Source organism: Paraburkholderia kururiensis JCM 10599 = LMG 19447 (assembly GCF_003986935.1).
In the GTDB taxonomy this organism is placed as follows: Bacteria; Pseudomonadota; Gammaproteobacteria; order Burkholderiales; family Burkholderiaceae; genus Paraburkholderia; species Paraburkholderia kururiensis.
Map to the genome: position 1 here is coordinate 56,629 of NZ_RJZE01000025.1, position 16,940 is coordinate 73,568.

Consider the following 16,940-nt stretch of genomic DNA (forward strand, 5'->3'; position numbering starts at 1 on the left):
GAGACACCCAGATGACCACCCCTATCCAGCGCGTCCTCGTCATCGGCGGAGGCTTCTCCGGCATGGCTACGGCGATTCAGTGCGCGAAGCTCGGCATGACGGTCGATCTCGTGGAGATCGACGAGGGCTGGCGCTCGTATGGCGCGGGCATCAGCATCGGCGGGCCGACGCTGCGTGCGTTGCGCACCGTGGGTGTGCTCGACGCCTTCTTCGAACGCGGCTACGGCGGCGACGGCGTGAACCTGTTCACCGCCGCGGGCCAGCCGATCGGCACGTTGCCCACGCCGCGCGTAGCGGGCGACGACGTGCCCGGCGGCGCGGCCATCATGCGTCCCGCGCTGGCCGAGATTCTCGCCAATGCGACGCGTGCGGCCGGCGTGCACGTGCGGCTCGGTTGCACGTTCTCGCAAATCGCGCAGCGCGAAGATGGTGTGGACGTGATCTTCACCGACGGCACACGAAACACCTACGACCTCGTAGTAGGCGCCGACGGCCTCTACTCGACGGTGCGGGCCGCCGTGTTCCCGGATGCGCCAAAGCCGCGCTACACGGGCCAGGGCGTGTGGCGCGCGGTCGTGCCGCGTCCGGCGGAGATCGTCTGCGCGACGATGTGGCTCGGGCAGAAGGTGAAGGCCGGCGTCAATCCCGTTTCGCAGGAAGAGATGTACGTCTTCGTCACCGAAGACCGGCCGACGAACGAGCACATCGATCCCGCCCACTGGCCGCGCATGCTCTCGGATCTGCTGGCGTCGTTCGGCGCGCCGCTGGTGCAGTCCATCCGCGCCCAGCTCGGGCCGCAGTCGCGCTGCAACTATCGTCCGCTGGAAAGCCTGCTGCTGCCGCAGCCGTGGTTCAACGCACGCGTGGTGCTGGTGGGCGACGCGGTACACGCCACCACGCCGCATATGGCATCGGGCGCGGGCATCGGCATAGAAGACGGCATCGTGCTGGCCGAGGAACTGGGGCGCGGCGCGACAGTGCAGGCGGCATTGCAGGCTTTTCAGGCACGGCGCTGGGAGCGCTGCCGCATGGTGGTGGAAAACTCGGGGCGCCTCGGCGAGATCGAGATTACCGGCGGCGACAAGGCTGAACACACCCGCATCATGCACGAGACGCACCAGCGTCTCGCGCAGCCGATCTGACGACGGGAGTCGCGATGGAAACGAACCTTTCTGCGACACACGCGGCGCATGCCGCGCACGTCGACCTCCCGGGCGGCACCGATGCGGACACGGATTCAGCAGCCCGGTTGCGCACATCCGGCATTGTTGTCCTGATGGTCTCGCACTGTGCCGGCATGGTCGATCTGGTTGCCTTGCCGGTATGGGTGGGCACCTTGATCGGCGCATACCGGCTCGATGCAGAACAGGCCGGGCTGCTCGCCACGCTCTTTCTGGCGGGCGCCGTGGTGGCCAGCCTGTTCTTCTCGCCGCGCTTGAACCGTCTGCCGGCGCGCGTCATGGCGACGCTCGGCTTCGGCGTGGCGACGCTCGCGTTTGTCGGCGTCGTCGCGATAGACGGCTATGCGGCGATGGCGATGCTGCACGCCTTGGCCGGTATTGCCGTGGGATGCGGCTTGAGCTTTACGCACGGCACGATTGGACGCAGCCGCCATCCGCATCGCCTGTTCGCTATTGCGGGGCTCGCGCTGGGTGTGTTCGCGATCGCGTTTCTGGGCGCGACGCCTGCCTTGATCGCGCAACACGGCGGTCCCACGCTGTTTCGCGTCTTCGCGGGCGTCATGGGTGTGGCGACGGTGGCCTGCGCGCTGGCGTTTCCGTCCGTTCGCGCGCAACGCAGCACGACGACGGTGGCCGAGCCGCGCTTCGAGCGCGCGGTCTGGTTCGGCATGGTGGGCGTGGGATGCATGGGGCTCACGCAGTCGATGCTCTTCAGCTTCGTGCAGCGCATCGGACTCGACCACGGCTTCGGCTTCGGCGCGGTGACGGGCACGCTGATCGCGCTCGGCCTCGTCAACCTGTTTCCGGCGCCTGTGGCGGGGTTGCTCGAACGGCGCATTGCCGGCCGCAGGGTGGTGCAGGCCGGCCCCATCGTGCAGGCTGCGCTGGCGTTGATCATCACGCAGAGCGCGACCTTCGGGCCGTATGCAGCGGCCACCTCGGTCTTTGCCGCCGTGATGATCTTCACCCACACCTTCGCCTTCGGCATGCTCGCCCGCATCGACCGTACTGGACGCGCCGTTGCCGCGACGCCGGCCATGCTGATGACGGGCGCCGCGGTCGGGCCGCTCCTGGGCGGCACGCTCGTCAAGCACTCGGGCTACGGCAGCCTGGGCGTTGCGGCGGTCGTGATGGCGGTGGCGGCGGTGTTCTGCTTTTCGCGGCTCGAGAGCCGTCCTGATTCGCAAGGAGTCAAGGCATGAAGCCTGTTCGCCGGTTTGTCGATCTCTCCATCTATCTGGAGAACGATGTGCTGTCTGATCCGCCGCCGCTCGCGCCGAAGATCACGTACCAGAAGCACGCAGACACGTTGCCCGAGTTCATGGCCATGCTGCCGGGCACGAAGCTCGAGGACTATCCGGACGGCGAGGCCGCCGCCGCGGAATGGGTCACGCTCACCACGCACAGCGGCACGCATCTGGACGCGCCCTGGCATTTCCATTCGACCATGGACGCGAAGCTCGGCGAGGCGCGGCCGTCCATCACGATCGACGAGGTGCCGCTGGAGTGGTGTTTCCAGCCCGGCGTGAAGCTCGATTTCCGCCATTTCCCGGACGGCTACGTCGCGAGCGCCGCCGATGTCGAGGCCGAGCTGGTACGTATCGGCCACACGTTGCAGCCGCTCGACATCGTCGTCGTGAACACGCGGGCCGGCTCGCGCTATGGGCACGGCGATTACGTCAACGCAGGTTGCGGCATGGGCTACGAGGCGACGCTGTATCTGCTGGAGCGTGGCGTGCGCCTGACGGGCACCGACGCCTGGAGTTGGGACGCGCCGTTCTCCTATACCGCGAAGAAGATTGCGCAGACGGGCGATACGTCGCTGATCTGGGAAGGGCACAAGGCCGGACGCGACATCGGCTATTGCCATCTGGAGAAACTGCACAACCTCGAAGCGCTGCCGCCCACCGGCTTCACGATCAGCTGCTTTCCGCACAAGATTCGCGGCGCTTCGGCGGGCTGGACGCGTGCCGTCGCGATTTTCGATCAACCCAATGCGGAGCCCGCGGCATGAGCTTTCCCACCATTCGCCGCGTCGTGACCGGCCATGACGCCAACGGCCGGGCGATCGTCGTGTCCGATGGGCCGTTGCCTACCGTTGCAGAGATTGCCGCGATCCCCGGCACGGTGTTCCACGAAGTCTGGAGCACGTCGGAAAGTCCGGCTGTGGTGAACAACGGCTCCGACCCCACCGTTGGCGCGCTCATGTTGCCGCCGCCCAGCCAGGGCACGCGCATGCGCTTCGTCGACATTCCGCCCGACACGCCGGAGTTTCTTGCGCACGGCGCCGCGAACATGCATGCCGCGTTCAGCCAGATAGGCGATGCCGATGCGTCCACCGTCCAGGCCGATTCGCCGCATCCGCTCATGCATCGCACGGAGTCGATCGACTATGGCGTCGTGATGGAAGGCGAGATGACGTTGATTCTGGACGATGCCGAGGTCGCGCTGAAGCCGGGCAGCGTGGTGATTCAGCGTGGGACCAACCATGCCTGGGCGAATCGTTCGGGGCGTATGTGCCGGATGCTGTTCGTATTGATCGACGGCGTCTACGACCCGGCCATTGCCGCCGCGCTCGCGAGCAGAGCGCAAGGGGAGACGCAATGAAATTCAGTTCGTTGCCGGGTGGCGTGGATGGCGCCGACGGCCGCCTGCTGCTCGTGTCGCGCGACCTTCGTTATGCGGTGGAGGCCACGCCGATTGCGCCGACGTTGCTCGATGCGCTGCAACGTTGGGACGCAGTCGCGCCGCTTCTCGAGGCACGTTACGACGCGCTCAATGCCGGCGCCTTGCCCGAGGCGCGCCCGTTCGATCCGCGGGCCTGCGCCGCGCCGTTGCCGCGCAGCCCGCAATGGTGCGACGGCTCGGCGTTCCTCAACCACGGCCGCCTGATGGAACAGGCGTTCAATACGCCGCCCATTCCGGAGTTCGATACGGTGCCGGTCATGTACCAGGGCGCGAGCGACGACTTTCTTGGGCCGCATCAGGATGTGCCTTTGCCTGACGAAGACCACGGCATCGACTTCGAAGGCGAGTTCGGCGTGGTGGTGGCGAACGTGCCGATGGGCGTGTCGCCTCGCGATGCGCTTCGGCACGTCCGCCTCGTCGTGCAGCTCAACGACTGGAGCCTGCGCGCGTTCGGGCCGCGCGAGATGAAGACCGGCTTCGGTTTTTTGCAGGCCAAGCCCTCCACGAGCTTTGCGCCCGTCGCGGTCACGCCGGACGAACTGGGTGAGCATTGGCACGACGGCCGCGTGCATCTGCGTTTGCATGTGGACTGGAACGATCGCTGGTTCGGGTACCCGCATGGCGGTGAAATGAACTTCGGTTTCGGCGATCTCATCGCGCATGCCGCGCGCACGCGCAGGCTGTCGGCGGGGACGATCGTCGGCTCCGGTACGGTGTCGAACGTGGACCGCCACGCAGGGTCCGCATGCATTGCCGAGCGGCGCGTGATCGAAATGATCGACGAAGGAAAGGCGCGCACGCCGTTCATGCAGTTTGGCGACCGGGTTCGCATGACGGCTCGCGACGACGCGGGCGGCGCGCCGTTTGGGTCGATCGACCAGCAGGTGGTGCGTGCGCTTCGTGGCGCAGAAGAGGTTGCAAACGAGGCGCCGCGATCATGAGAGTGCTCGTCACGGGAGCCGGCGGGTTCGTCGGGACCGCACTCGTCCACCGGCTGCTGCGCGAAGGCATCGCGCAGCGCGGCGATCTGTCGGAACTCGTGCTGATCGATCGGCAGATGGGGCTGGCGCAAGGCGATGCTCGCGTTACCGCGGTTGCCGGCGATTTCGGCAGTCCGCAGGTGCTCGAACCGCTCCTGGCGAAACCGGTGGACGTCGTCTTTCATCTGGCAAGCGTGCCGGGCGCGCAGGCGGAAGCCGAGCCGGCCGTGGGCGACAGCGTGAATCTGTGGGGCATGCTCGCGCTGTTCGAACGTCTCGCGAAGCAGGCGGCGCAGTACGAAGGACGGGCGGCGCGCGTCGTCTACGCGAGCAGCGTCGCGGTGTTAGGCGAACCGTTGCCTTGCTCCGTCGATGAGCGCACAGCGCCACAACCGACCATCAGCTACGGCACGCACAAGCTCGTCGGCGAACTGCTCCTCGCTGACTGGACGCGCCGCGGCATGCTCGACGGCCGCTCGCTGCGTTTGCCGGGCATCGTGGCGCGGCCGGAGTTGTCGTCGGGGCATGGGTCGGCGTTCATGAGCCAGCTTTTTCGCATGGCGCAGCGCGGCGAGGCCTATACGTGCCCCGTTTCGCCCGCGGCCACCGTATGGTGGATGTCGCGAAGATGCTGCGTCGACAACCTGCTGCACGCCGCACGCATGCCGGCGGCGCATCTGCATGCCGGGCGAGTCTGGACGCCTCCGGTATTGCATCTGTCCGTGGGCCAGATCGTGGAGGCCTTGCGCCAGCGTTTCGGCGCGTTCGAGATCGACTACGCGCCCGTGGAGCGCATCGAACAGCGCTTCGGAAGGCAACCGCCACTCACGGACGACCGCGCGCTCGCGGCCGGTTTCAGGGACGATGGCACGATCGACGCGCTCGTAGAGGCCGCGCTCGAGGGGGAAGACGGAACCCTGAAATAGATGAGTGTTTGTGTTGACGCGACCGAACGTTAGATTCAGCGCCACTCAGCAAAGGGTGCGGGCTTTATGGGTCGCGGCGCAACCCTGGGGCGGGTTAAATAGCGCTGCCCTGGCCCGGAAGCGGATATGCCGCACGCCTCATACCCGTTGCCACCGTTCAGGGTCGTACAGTCACGTCTGCTCTCTACCGTGCTGTTGCTGATCACCGGGGAACGCGATCCCGGTCATGGAAGTGTTGCATCCAATGCGGAAACGGCATTGGCGTCGCAGAGACCTCATCGAGGCGCGTGAGCTGTTCAGGGGTCAGCAGAAGGTTTTGCGCATCGAGATTTTCCGCGAGCTGCTCCGGCGTTCGAGCTCCGACGATGACAGAAGTCATCTGCTCGCGCGCGAGTAGCCACGCCAGTGCGACTTGCGCTGGCATAGTCGCCAGTTCGTTGGCCACTTCACGCAATACTTCAAGGATTGGCGCGGCCCTGACCGCATCAACGGGCGGAAAGTCGAGTTTCGCACGGCGCCCCGCAGTCTCACGCGTCGGTCCGTACTTGCCGCTCAGGTAACCGCCTGCGAGCGGGCTCCAGACCAGCAGGCCCAGCTTGTTTGCCGCAGCGACAGGCATGACTTCGTGCTCGACGTCGCGACTCGTCAGCGAGTAGTGAACCTGATTGCTCGCAAGAGGTATGCGATCTGTGCGGGTCGTTATGCCGAACGCCCGCTCGATATCAGCAGCGCTGAAATTGCACACGCCGATGTGACGCACCTTGCCCTGTGTAACCAGGTCATCGAGAACACGAAGCGTTTCATCGAGCGGCACAAGTAAGTCGCGATCGTGCAGTTGGAACAGGTCGATGTGATCGCGGCCGATTCTCTTCAGACTTGTCTCCACCGTGCGCATGATGTGCGAGCGGCCCAACCCCACGTCGTTATGGCCGGAGCCGGTGCGCAGCCGGACCTTGGTCGCGACGAGCATCCGGCTTTCGTCGAGGCCCAGCACGCGTAGAACCTCCCCCACAACTTCTTCGGAGCGGCCCTGTGAGTAAGCGTCCGCCGTGTCGATCAGGTTGACGCCGCGCTCCACGGCCATCGCGACAAGCCGGGCGGCCTGAGCGCTGTCCAGTCCGGCAATGTCGCTCCAGACGCCTGAGCCGGCCCCGAACGTCATTGCGCCCAGGCTCAGCCGTGAGACGCGCAGGCCGGTTCTACCCAGTGTGCTGTATTCCATCGTGTATTCCTTGTGTGTACGGCAATGAGATGCAATGGCCTGTCCACGCGCAGTTGCCCGCGTCGGCCAATCGGCTCCGTTCAGACGGAACGTGACACAAGCTCGCCCAGAACCGTATCAAGCTCGACATCACCGCGGACTATTTCGTCAGGATTGCTCTCGAAATCGATCCAACCTTCGTTGAACCCATCCAGCATGCGCATCCGTGGCAGCGGATATTTCATGCCCTGCGAGCGGAACAGCGCCTCCCAGGTCTGCCTGTCGACCACCTCGGCGCGGACGGGGCGGCCGAGCACGCGAGCGAATGTCGACGCGAGATCGTTGGGCGATACCCGGCGCGGGCCTTCGAGCTCGACGACGCGTACGCCGCTCCACGTCTGCTGGAGAAGTTCGGCCGCAACTCGCCCGACGTCTGCGGTGCCAACCATCGGTACGGGCTTGTCGAGCGGCTGCAGGTAACTGGCGATAACACCGTCGTCACGCGCGGACGCGACGTCCCATGCCGCGTTTTCCATGAACCAGCCCGGCCGCAGGAAGGTCACCGGCATTGGCATCTCGCACAACGCCTGCTCCATCAAGGTGCGCTGAGTGAGCAAATTGCTTTCGTGCGCCTGAGCCCCGATCGTCGACAGGCAAACCACTTTTTCGGGTCGTGCCTTCACAATCGCCGTCGACACGGCGTCGATCACCGCCCGCGCCCCCGGAAATCCAGGCTCCGGATCGAACTCGGAAGGAGGCAAGATGAAAACACCCTTTGCGCCTTCGAACGCAGCGGTGAGCGACGAAGCGTCTTCCATGCGAGCCGTCGCGAGTTCGCAGCCGCGTTCCGCCCATGCTCCCGCTCGTGTGACGTCGCGCACAACGCCACGCACCGGTTGACCTGCCGCGAGAAGCCGGCGGGCAACTGCGCCGCCGACCTTGCCCGTGATTCCCGTAATCGCAAACATTGCTCGTTCTCCTTGCATGGGTAAATAAAAGTGGCGCCTCGCCGAAGCAGCGGCCGCGAGGCGCTCAGGCGCGCTGCAAACCGTCGTAAAACGCCCGCTCGAATTGCCCGTAGAGATTCACCACGCGAGCATCGTAGAAAGGCAGCATCTGTGTAAAAAGCGATCCGGCGACGCGCTTGACGGGATCCACCCAGAAGTACGTGTTCAGCAGCCCGGCCCAGCTCACGCTGCCAGCACTGCGTCCGTGTGGTCCGGGCTGGGTGTTGATGTAAAACGACAATCCCCACTTGTGCGCCGCGCCCGGAAACTGATCGAAGCTGTTCGACCACGACGGTTGGGCCGTCTCCATTTCGGTAACCTGCAGATCACCGATGTGGTTGCGAAACATCATCGCGACAGTGTCGGCACGCAGAACGCGCTCGCCGCGATACGTGCCGCCGTTCAACAGCATCTGCAGGAACGCCATGTAGTCGCGTGGCGTACTGAACAGTCCACCACCGCCCATGAAGAACTCGGGGCGCTGGTTGATCTCGAACGGCTCGGGCACCAGTAACCCGTCTGCCTGACGCCTGTGCATGGTGGCGACGCGCTGTTTTTGCGCACTGCCGATCAGGAAGCCCGTGTTACGCATGCCCAGCGGTTCGAAGATGTGCTCGCGGAAGTAGACCTCCAGCGACTGGTCCGTCACCGCTTCGACCAGCTTGCCGATCCAGTCCATGCCGATGCCGTACTCCCAGCGTTCGCCGGGCTCGAACTCGAGCGGCGCCGCGAATGCGCCGTTCATCGAGTAGCCGATGTCGGGCATGCCCGTCGCCTTCTCGTATTGGCTCAGCCTGTCGCTCCAGATGCTGTATGTGAAGCCGGAGGTATGCGTCAGCAGGTGACGCACCGTGATCGCGTTACGCGCGGGGCGCAGCTTCGGCTGTCCTGAAGCGTCGAACCCCTCGAGAATCCGGGGCGCCTTCAACTGCGGGAGGATCTCACCAGCAGGCTGATCCAGTCGCAGCTTGCCCTGTTCGACGAGTTGCATGCACGCGGTGGAAGTAATCGCCTTGGTCATCGACAGGAGCCAGAAGATGGTGTCAGGGCCGATGGCCTCCCGACCATGAATATTCGCCCGACCGCGCGCTCCCTCGTACGCGATCCCGCGTTCCGTCGCACCCATGGCGACAACACCGGCTACCGTGCCATCGTCGACGGCCCCTTGCAGGCATTGATCGATCGATGTGCAGGCCGGGTGATGGATCAGCGCCGCGTCCCCTGTCGAACGGCGTGGCGCCGCCTGTGCATGACGGCTTGCGAACCCGCCAAGCGTCGCGACGGCCAGCAGGCTCGACGCCCCTTTCAAAAGATGACGCCGATTCAGTCGAGCAGTCATTTTGCGTTCCTCTCCGAATGAATGATGTTTCGGTGAGGCGCATTCTGCGGAAATGCCGCTCGAAACCAAATGACATGGATGGCATTAGATAAGTGACACTGGGTCACTAATGAGGCATGGTTACAACCTGTATGCGGCGTGGCCGTCCGGTGCGATGATGCTGCGCTGTTCTTAAGCCGATCGCTTGCTATCCATCACCCGTAGTACGCACGAGACCATGAAATCCAGTAGCGAGAAGTTGTCCGGCGGCATTAGCGTGTTCGCTGCGGTAGTCGATGCAGGGACCTTTGCGGCCGCTTCGGAAGTCTTAGGCATGTCGCCGCCAGGCGTCAGTCGGGCGATTGCGAGGCTGGAGAAGAAATTGAAGATCCGGCTCTTCAACCGAACGACACGGTCCGTCTCCCTGACAGAAGAGGGCCGCCGCTTTTACGAGCAGGTCATGCCCCACCTCGCAGGACTGGAGGAAGCAGCCGCTGCCGCGGCAGGTGGCGCGTCGGCTGTGCGCGGAAAGCTGAGAGTCAATCTGGATCCCGTTTTCTACCGGATCATTCTCGGGCAACGGCTTGATGAGTTCATGGACGCGCACCCCGAGCTCGAAATCGAGTTCATTGCGCGAGATAGTCTGGGCGACCTCGTCATGGACGGCTTCGACCTCGCGCTACGATTCGGCGAGCCCAGGACATCCACCCTGATCGCGCGAAAACTGCTCGATAGCGGCATTGTGACGGTCGCGGCGCCGTCGTATGTCGCCCGTTGGGGATGCCCTGCCAAACCGGAAGAACTCGAAAGCGGCCACCACAGATGTCTTGAATTTCGTAATCCGCAGACGGGCAAGCCGTTCCCGTGGGAATTCCATCGCAGGCGAAAACGCATCCTGGTCGACACCCGAGGTCGCCTCACGGTCAACGATCCTGGCGCGCTTCTCAATGCATGTCTCGCCGGCTCAGGAATTGCACAGATGCTGCTGCTTGGCGCCGAGCATCTGATTGCCGAGGGTCGCCTGGTCAATCTGTTTCCGGAATGGACAGACGAGCGGTATCCCTTTTACGCCTACTACCCGTCGCGGCATCATCTGCCGGCAAAGACGAGGGCTTTTCTCGACTTTGTTATCGAGCTGACCAGCGATAACTGCCGCATCGGCACGAGCTAGTGCTGCTGCGGCGAGTTGGCGAGGCGAGGTAAGTCGGCCGGTTACCGATCGTCAGCGGTCGTCCATGTTTATGCCGCGAACGTCGACTGTTGGCCGGCTACCGCCCGACCAAAGAGCGCGACGAACACCGCCGGGCGGCCGCGCGACGCGACAGGCATAACACGACCCTGAACCGCTGGTCGCTCGATCATGATTTTCGCGTCGGGTAATGAAATACACCGGTCATTCGACCGCAGGGCCGAAATCTAAAAAATCACGGAACGCGATGTCGCGCCCTGATCAAACGACGCGTCAAACGAGACCATGTGTTGGAAGAAACCATCGCTGCTTTCCTCCGACCAGTCGATTAGCCCGCGAGTGTTTCAAGCTGGCAGTTCCAAACTCAAAAGAGCTAACAGTGCCTGGCGCCGTGCGATCGAGGCGACGTTGGCGTTGCGGTACTGCTGCGCCTGAGCATCGTTTTAGGTGCGAGATAGCGTAAACCCTGACTCATAATTCCCAATGAGTGGGAATCGCATTTTTGTCCGGCGGGAGCGACGTGGCATTCTGCGTCATCGGAATCGCATCTCTTCGGGCAAAACTCAACGTGAAACAGGAATCCAGCGTCATCGGCGCCGAGCGCCTGCTGCTCGTACTTGCTGCGCTCGCGAGCCACGGCAAGGCCATGTCCGTGAAGGACATGCTCGGCGTGACCGGCCTCGCGCAAAGCACGCTCTATCGCCAAATCGCGCTGCTTAAGCGCTGGGGCTTCGTGACGGAAGACGCGGGCTGCTATGCCCCTGGTCCTGTGAGCCTGCAGCTCGCACTCGGCTTCGACATCAATTCGATGCTGGTCGAAGCGAGTCGCGACGGCATGGCGGAGCTCTCGCGCGCGACGCAGGAGAGCGTCGGGCTCATCATCGCCGTGAACGACCAGGTGATCTGCCTCGAGATGGTCGAGAGCACGCACTCGCTGCGTTGCTCGTTCGAAAAAGGCCGCGCGGTGCCGTTGCGCGCAGGTGCGTCCGCTAAGTCGCTGCTCGCCTTCATGGCGCAGAAAACGCGCAACGAAACACTGGAGCGCCAGTTCGCCGGCGACGACGCGGCGCGGGCCGCCCTCGAAACGGAGCTCGAGCGCATTCGCGCGCGCGGTTACGCCGTGAGCGACAGCGAAGTCGATCCCGGCGTCTGGGGCGTGAGTGCGCCCGTGTTCCGGCGCATGTCGCGCGGCGCGGGCGCGAGCGCATCGATCACGCTGATGGCTCCGTCCTCGCGCGCTGCGGGCCGCGAACAACAACTCGCCGACTGGACCGTGCGCACGGCCAACAGCATCTCCACCCGACTGCAATCTGCCTGAACCTCACCCAACGACGACCACACACTCTGGAGCCCACACCATGAAACTGAAAAGCCTTCTTTCCGCTGCAACCCTTGGCATGGCGCTGATGACCGCGATCTCGCCCGGCACGGCGTCCGCGCAGGATTCGAACGTGCTCAATGTCGCGACCGACGCCACTTTCCCGCCGATGGAATTCGTCGACAAAGGCCAGCGCACCGGCTTCGACATCGACATCATGAACGCGCTGGCCAAGACTATGGGCAAGCAGGTGCAGTGGACCGACATCGACTTCAAGGGGCTGATTCCGGGTCTCGTGGCGCGCCGTTTCGACGCAGCAATCTCAGCCATCTACATCACGCCGGAGCGCGCGCAGGTTGTCGACTTCACGCAGCCGTACTTCGCGGGCGGTCTCTCCGCGCTGGTCAAGGCGGACTCGCCGATCAAGACCCTCGCCGATCTCAACGGCAAGAAAGTAAGCGTGCAGGTCGGCACGAAGTCAGTCAATTTCCTGCGTGACAACTATCCGCAGGTGCAGCGAGTGGAGGTGGAAAAGAACCAGGAGATGTTTGATCTCGTTGGTATCGGCCGCGCCGATGCCGCCGTCACTGGCAAGCCCGCCGCGTATCAGTTTGTGCGCACGCGCCCCGGTTTCCGCGTGCTCGAGAAGGAGTTGACGACCGAAGCGTACGGCATCGCGGTGCGCAAGGACGAACCGCAACTACGAGACCAGATGAACGCCGCGCTTGCGAAGATCAAGACGGACGGCACCTACGACGCCATCGTGAAGAAGTGGTTCGGCACGAGTGCCAGCACTGCGGCGAACGCCAAGTAATCCGGCGGACCTGACTCATGCAACTCGACTTCACGCCGGCGTTCGCCGGTTGGGCCGACATCGCGCACGGCGCGCTGGTCACAGTTGAAGTGACCGCCGCCGCGCTCGTGCTCTCGTGCCTGCTCGGCCTCCTGATTGGCATCGGCCGGCTCTATCCGCAACGGCGGCTCGTCTACGGCTTTTGCACCGGCTACCTGATCTTCTTCCGCGGCACACCGCTGCTCGTGCAGCTGTTCCTGCTGTTCTTTGGCCTGCCGCAGTTCAACATCCTGCTCCCCGCGTTCGTCTGCGGCATGCTCGGGCTCGGGTTGTATTCGGCGGCCTACGTCTCGGAGATCGTGCGTGGCGCGATTCAGTCCGTGGATCGAGGACAGATGGAAGCGGCGCGCTCCATCGGCATGTCGTCGGGACAGGCCATGCGCGCGATCATTCTGCCGCAGGCCATCGTGCGCATGATTCCCCCGCTCGGCAATGAGTTCATCGCGCTGATCAAGAACTCGGCCCTGGTGTCGCTACTGACGATTGACGACCTCATGCACGAAGGCCAGAAAATCATCAGCGTGTCCTACCGGTCGCTCGAAGTGTATATCGTGATCGCGCTCGTGTATCTCGTGCTCACGCAGGCGACCAACTTCATTCTTCATCGCGTCGAGCGGCGGCTGCGCGCAGGAGGCATGGTGCAATGAGCAGCGTTCAACCAATCGTCAGCATTCGTGAACTCACGAAGTCGTTCGGCGCGCATCGCGTATTGAACGGCATCGACTTCGACATCCAGCCGAGCCAGGTCGTGGTCGTGATCGGGCCGAGCGGTTCCGGCAAGAGCACGTTCCTGCGCTGCTGCAACGGGCTGGAGCAGCCCGAGCGCGGCACGATCGATATTTGCGGCCACCGGCTCGTCGATCACGGCACTGTGCTAAAGGAACGCTCGCTCAACGCACTGCGCACCGAAGTCGGTATGGTGTTCCAGTCGTTCAATCTGTTCCCGCACCTTTCGGTGTTGCACAACATAACGGTGGGGCCGCGAATGCTGCGCGGCACTTCGAAAGCCGATGCAGAGGCCGCCGCGCTCGCCTTGCTCAAGAAGGTGGGCCTTGAGCACAAGGCGCATGCAATGCCCGCCAGCCTCTCGGGCGGCCAAAAGCAGCGCGTCGCCATCGCGCGGGCTCTGGCAATGCAGCCGCGCGTCATGCTCTTCGACGAACCGACTTCGGCGCTCGACCCCGAGCTCGTGGGCGAAGTGCTGCAGGTGATGAAGCTGCTCGCCTCCGAAGGCATGACCATGCTCGTCGTCACGCACGAGATGGGCTTCGCGAAGGAAGTGGCGGACGTCGTGGTCGTGATGGACGGCGGTGAGATCGTCGAAGCGGGGCCGCCCGCGCAGATTTTCTCGACGCCCACGCAACCCCGCACGCGCTCTTTCCTGCAGGCGGTGCTGTCGCGCGCATGAACCCGACTTTGATACGCGGCGCCGCGCTCGCGGCGGCGCCGTGGAAGAACGGCGGCGGCCTCACGCGCGAAGTCGCGTCTTGTGCGCACGCCTGGCGCGCGAGCATCGCCGATATCGATTGCGACGGGCCGTTCTCGCGCTTCGAAGGCGTCGATCGCCTGTTGATGGTTCTCGACGGCGCAGGGATGACGCTCCGCGGCGTAGGTGTCCTGGGTGCGTTCGACGTTGCTCGCTTCGCCGGCGAGGCGCCGGTGACGGCGCACCTCGCAAACGGCCCGGTGCGGGTGTTTAACCTGATGACGTACCGCGGCGCGGCGCGCGCGTCGGTCGACATCGTGCGCGCGCCTGGGCGCCGGACCTTCGCCGCTGACACGGCGTTGCTGCTTTGCGCTCAGGGATCGGTCGAGGTGCGGGCCGGCCCGGCGTGCATTGCGCTGACGCCACTCGACACGCTGCGCATCGACCGGGCGAATCCCGTCGAGATCGCCATACAAGGAGACGGCGTGCTGGTGTGCACGTCGCTGGATACGGAAGCCAACTCTTGAATTCATCTCCGAAATCGCTCTTTGCAGCGCATGCGCTGCTGCCGGACGGCTGGCGCACCAACGTACTGATCGAGTGGAACGACGCGGGTACGCTCATCGCAGTTACGCCCGACACGACCACCGCGCCGGCGGATGCCGCGCGCGCAGCGGGGCCGGTCATTCCGGGCATGCCGAACCTGCATTCGCATGCGTTTCAGCGCGCCATGGCCGGCCTCACGGAATACCGCGCCAATCCCACGGACAGCTTCTGGAGCTGGCGCGACCTGATGTACCGCTTCGCCGCACGCATCACGCCCGAGACGCTCGGTGCGATAGCGCGCTGGCTGTATGTCGAGATGCTCAAGGCGGGCTATACGTCCGTCTGTGAGTTCCACTACGTGCACCACGCGCAGGACGGCGGCCGTCACGCGCATCCGGCCGAACTCGCGCAGCGTGTCGTGGATGCCGCCTGCGAAACCGGCATCGGTATGACGATGCTGCCGGTGCTCTATCAGTACAGCGGTTTCGGCGCACGACCGCCGCGCGCCGACCAGCGCCGCTTCATCAACGCGACCGACGCCTTTCTGGAGCTTCTCGGCACGCTGCGCGCCGCGCGTCCGGAGCATGGCGCGCTGCGTTACGGAATCGCGCCGCACTCGCTGCGCGCTGTATCGGGGGATTCATTACGCGCCGCGCTCGAGGGACTCGACGCAATGTCGCCCGGCGCGCCAGTGCATATCCACATTGCCGAGCAGACCGCGGAGGTCGATGACTGCGTTGCGGCGCTCGGCGCTCGGCCCGTGCAATGGCTGCTCGAGCGTTTCGATGTCGGTGCGCGCTGGTGTCTCGTGCATGCGACGCACGTCGACGAACGCGAAACGCTCGCGCTCGCGAAGAGCGGCGCGATTGCAGGCCTGTGCCTTACGACCGAAGCGAATCTGGGCGACGGCCTGTTCCCCGCAAGCGACTATCTCGATGCAGGAGGCGCATTCGGCGTCGGCTCGGATAGCCATATCGGCGTGGACTGGCGCGCGGAACTGCGCCTGCTCGAATATGGCCAGCGGCTGGCGCGGCGTCAGCGCAACGTGCTGGCCTCGCCGCAGGCATCGCATGTCGCCGACCGTCTGTTCCAGGGCGCGCTTGCGGGCGGCGCACGTGCGACCGGCCGCGCGGCCGGCGCCCTCAAGCAGGGCGCGCGAGCGGACTGGATCGTGCTCGATCCTGACCATCCCGATCTCGCGGAGCAGACCAGCGCGACGTGGCTGTCGTCCACCGTCTTCTGCGAGCACGGCGAAACACCGGTGCGCGACGTCTTCGTCGGCGGCGAGCGCGTGATCCACGAGCGCCGTCATCGCGACGAAACCAGGCTTTACGCGGACTATCGCCGGGCGTTGGCGCAGCTTCTCGCCGACGCCTGAGCGCAACCGTCAACCGATCCCAGGCACCATGAACGATCTTCTCTCACTCGAACGCGGCGATGCACCGCTGATGATTTCCATTCCCCATCTGGGCACTCAGATCCCGGATGCGCTGCGCGACCGGTACACCGATATCGCGCTGACGGTCGCTGACACCGACTGGCATCTGGACCGCCTCTACGGATTCGCCCGCGCCCTCGGCGCCACGATTCTCGGTGCGCGCGTGTCGCGTTACGTGATCGACCTGAACCGGCCGTCGAACGACGAAAGCCTTTATCCCGGGCAGACGACCACGTCGTTGTGCCCGACCGAAACCTTTCGCGGTGAGCCGCTGTATCGCGAGGGCTGCGCGCCGGACGCGGCGGAGCGCAATCGCCGAGTGGCCACGTACTGGCAGCCGTATCACGACGCCCTACATGAAGAAGTGACGCGCCTGCGCCGCCAGCATCGCAACGTGCTGCTGTGGGAAGCGCACTCGATAGCGAGCGTGCTACCGCGCCTTTTCGAAGGCAAGCTGCCGGACCTGAATATCGGCACCCAGGATGGCCGCACCGCCGCGCTTTCCGTGCAGGAAGCGGTGCAGCGCGTCGCCGCGGCAAGTCCGTTCACGTGGATTGCGAACGGCCGCTTCAAGGGCGGCTTTATCACTCGGCACGCCGGCGCGCCGCAGGACGGCGTGCATGCGGTGCAACTGGAGATGTGCCAGTCCACCTATATGAGCGAGGACGCACCGTTCGACTATCTGCCCGAAGTCGCGAAGAAAGTGGAGCCAGTGGTACGCGGCATGGTGAATGGTGCGCTCGACGCAATCGTCAAGCTGACTCCGAACGCCTCGCGGGCGAAATGAGCGCGATACTTCCTGCCGCGGGATCTCTTGGAAGTACGTTCTGAACACCACGAGCGCCCATCCGACCGAGCAGGGACGCTCT

The 16,940-nt window shown here is 64.6% G+C and carries 17 protein-coding genes; 14 read left to right on the forward strand and 3 right to left on the reverse strand.

Going from position 1 to position 16,940, the window contains the following annotated elements:
- Positions 1-11 precede the first annotated feature (11 nt).
- The 6 genes from PKKP23_RS26280 to PKKP23_RS26305 are packed head-to-tail and all read left to right on the forward strand — an operon-like array spanning position 12 to position 5,775.
- Entirely contained in the window at positions 12-1,142 is a 1,131-nt protein-coding gene (locus tag PKKP23_RS26280; RefSeq protein ID WP_126879040.1) for an FAD-dependent oxidoreductase, read from the forward strand.
- A gap of 14 nt (positions 1,143-1,156) precedes the next feature.
- Positions 1,157-2,383 (forward strand): MFS transporter, encoded by a 1,227-nt coding sequence (locus PKKP23_RS26285; RefSeq protein ID WP_126879041.1) that lies wholly within the window; start codon positions 1,157-1,159, stop codon positions 2,381-2,383.
- Positions 2,380-3,195 carry a cyclase family protein gene (locus PKKP23_RS26290; RefSeq protein ID WP_126879042.1) on the forward strand — a complete coding sequence of 272 codons (816 nt, stop codon included), beginning with the start codon at positions 2,380-2,382 and terminating at the stop codon, positions 3,193-3,195. Before PKKP23_RS26285 ends, PKKP23_RS26290 begins: the two co-directional genes overlap by 4 nt.
- The gene (locus PKKP23_RS26295; RefSeq protein ID WP_126879043.1) at positions 3,192-3,788 is read left to right on the forward strand and encodes a cupin domain-containing protein; all 597 of its coding nucleotides are present in this window, start codon (positions 3,192-3,194) and stop codon (positions 3,786-3,788) included. The genes PKKP23_RS26290 and PKKP23_RS26295 overlap by 4 nt, the downstream gene beginning before the upstream one ends.
- Positions 3,785-4,810: a fumarylacetoacetate hydrolase family protein gene (locus tag PKKP23_RS26300; protein ID WP_126879044.1), complete on the forward strand. Its 1,026-nt coding sequence runs from the start codon at positions 3,785-3,787 to the stop codon at positions 4,808-4,810. Before PKKP23_RS26295 ends, PKKP23_RS26300 begins: the two co-directional genes overlap by 4 nt.
- Complete coding sequence (locus PKKP23_RS26305) at positions 4,807-5,775, forward strand: NAD-dependent epimerase/dehydratase family protein (RefSeq protein ID WP_126879045.1); 969 nt, start codon at positions 4,807-4,809, stop codon at positions 5,773-5,775. The genes PKKP23_RS26300 and PKKP23_RS26305 overlap by 4 nt, the downstream gene beginning before the upstream one ends.
- A gap of 202 nt (positions 5,776-5,977) precedes the next feature.
- On the opposite strand, the gene PKKP23_RS26310 is transcribed toward PKKP23_RS26305, so the two are convergent.
- From PKKP23_RS26310 to PKKP23_RS26320, 3 genes are all read right to left on the reverse strand, one after another.
- Positions 5,978-6,997: an aldo/keto reductase gene (locus PKKP23_RS26310; RefSeq protein WP_126879046.1), complete on the reverse strand. Its 1,020-nt coding sequence runs from the start codon at positions 6,995-6,997 to the stop codon at positions 5,978-5,980.
- Positions 6,998-7,077: 80 nt separating this feature from the next.
- On the reverse strand, positions 7,078-7,944 hold the full coding sequence (locus tag PKKP23_RS26315; RefSeq protein ID WP_126879047.1) for an NmrA family NAD(P)-binding protein: 867 nt from the start codon (positions 7,942-7,944) through the stop codon (positions 7,078-7,080).
- A gap of 64 nt (positions 7,945-8,008) precedes the next feature.
- Positions 8,009-9,322 (reverse strand): serine hydrolase domain-containing protein, encoded by a 1,314-nt coding sequence (locus PKKP23_RS26320; RefSeq protein WP_126879048.1) that lies wholly within the window; start codon positions 9,320-9,322, stop codon positions 8,009-8,011.
- 217 nt (positions 9,323-9,539) lie between these two features.
- On the opposite strand from PKKP23_RS26320, the gene PKKP23_RS26325 reads away from it, so the two are divergent.
- The 8 genes from PKKP23_RS26325 to hutG all read left to right on the forward strand — a co-directional run bounded on the left by PKKP23_RS26325 (position 9,540) and on the right by hutG (position 16,858).
- Entirely contained in the window at positions 9,540-10,472 is a 933-nt protein-coding gene (locus PKKP23_RS26325) for a LysR family transcriptional regulator (RefSeq protein WP_126879049.1), read from the forward strand.
- A 586-nt stretch (positions 10,473-11,058) separates the two neighbouring features.
- Entirely contained in the window at positions 11,059-11,808 is a 750-nt protein-coding gene (locus tag PKKP23_RS26330; protein ID WP_026121448.1) for an IclR family transcriptional regulator, read from the forward strand.
- A gap of 40 nt (positions 11,809-11,848) precedes the next feature.
- Entirely contained in the window at positions 11,849-12,622 is a 774-nt protein-coding gene (locus tag PKKP23_RS26335) for a transporter substrate-binding domain-containing protein (RefSeq protein ID WP_126879050.1), read from the forward strand.
- Positions 12,623-12,639: 17 nt separating this feature from the next.
- Positions 12,640-13,308, forward strand: coding sequence for an amino acid ABC transporter permease (locus PKKP23_RS26340; RefSeq protein WP_017774876.1), 669 nt, complete (start codon positions 12,640-12,642; stop codon positions 13,306-13,308).
- Positions 13,305-14,069: an amino acid ABC transporter ATP-binding protein gene (locus PKKP23_RS26345; protein WP_017774877.1), complete on the forward strand. Its 765-nt coding sequence runs from the start codon at positions 13,305-13,307 to the stop codon at positions 14,067-14,069. The genes PKKP23_RS26340 and PKKP23_RS26345 overlap by 4 nt, the downstream gene beginning before the upstream one ends.
- Positions 14,066-14,614, forward strand: coding sequence for a HutD/Ves family protein (locus PKKP23_RS26350; protein WP_126879051.1), 549 nt, complete (start codon positions 14,066-14,068; stop codon positions 14,612-14,614). The genes PKKP23_RS26345 and PKKP23_RS26350 overlap by 4 nt, the downstream gene beginning before the upstream one ends.
- The gene (locus PKKP23_RS26355; protein WP_126879052.1) at positions 14,611-16,011 is read left to right on the forward strand and encodes a formimidoylglutamate deiminase; all 1,401 of its coding nucleotides are present in this window, start codon (positions 14,611-14,613) and stop codon (positions 16,009-16,011) included. Before PKKP23_RS26350 ends, PKKP23_RS26355 begins: the two co-directional genes overlap by 4 nt.
- 28 nt (positions 16,012-16,039) lie before the next feature.
- Positions 16,040-16,858, forward strand: coding sequence for an N-formylglutamate deformylase (gene hutG, locus PKKP23_RS26360; RefSeq protein WP_126879053.1), 819 nt, complete (start codon positions 16,040-16,042; stop codon positions 16,856-16,858).
- Positions 16,859-16,940: the final 82 nt, after the last annotated feature.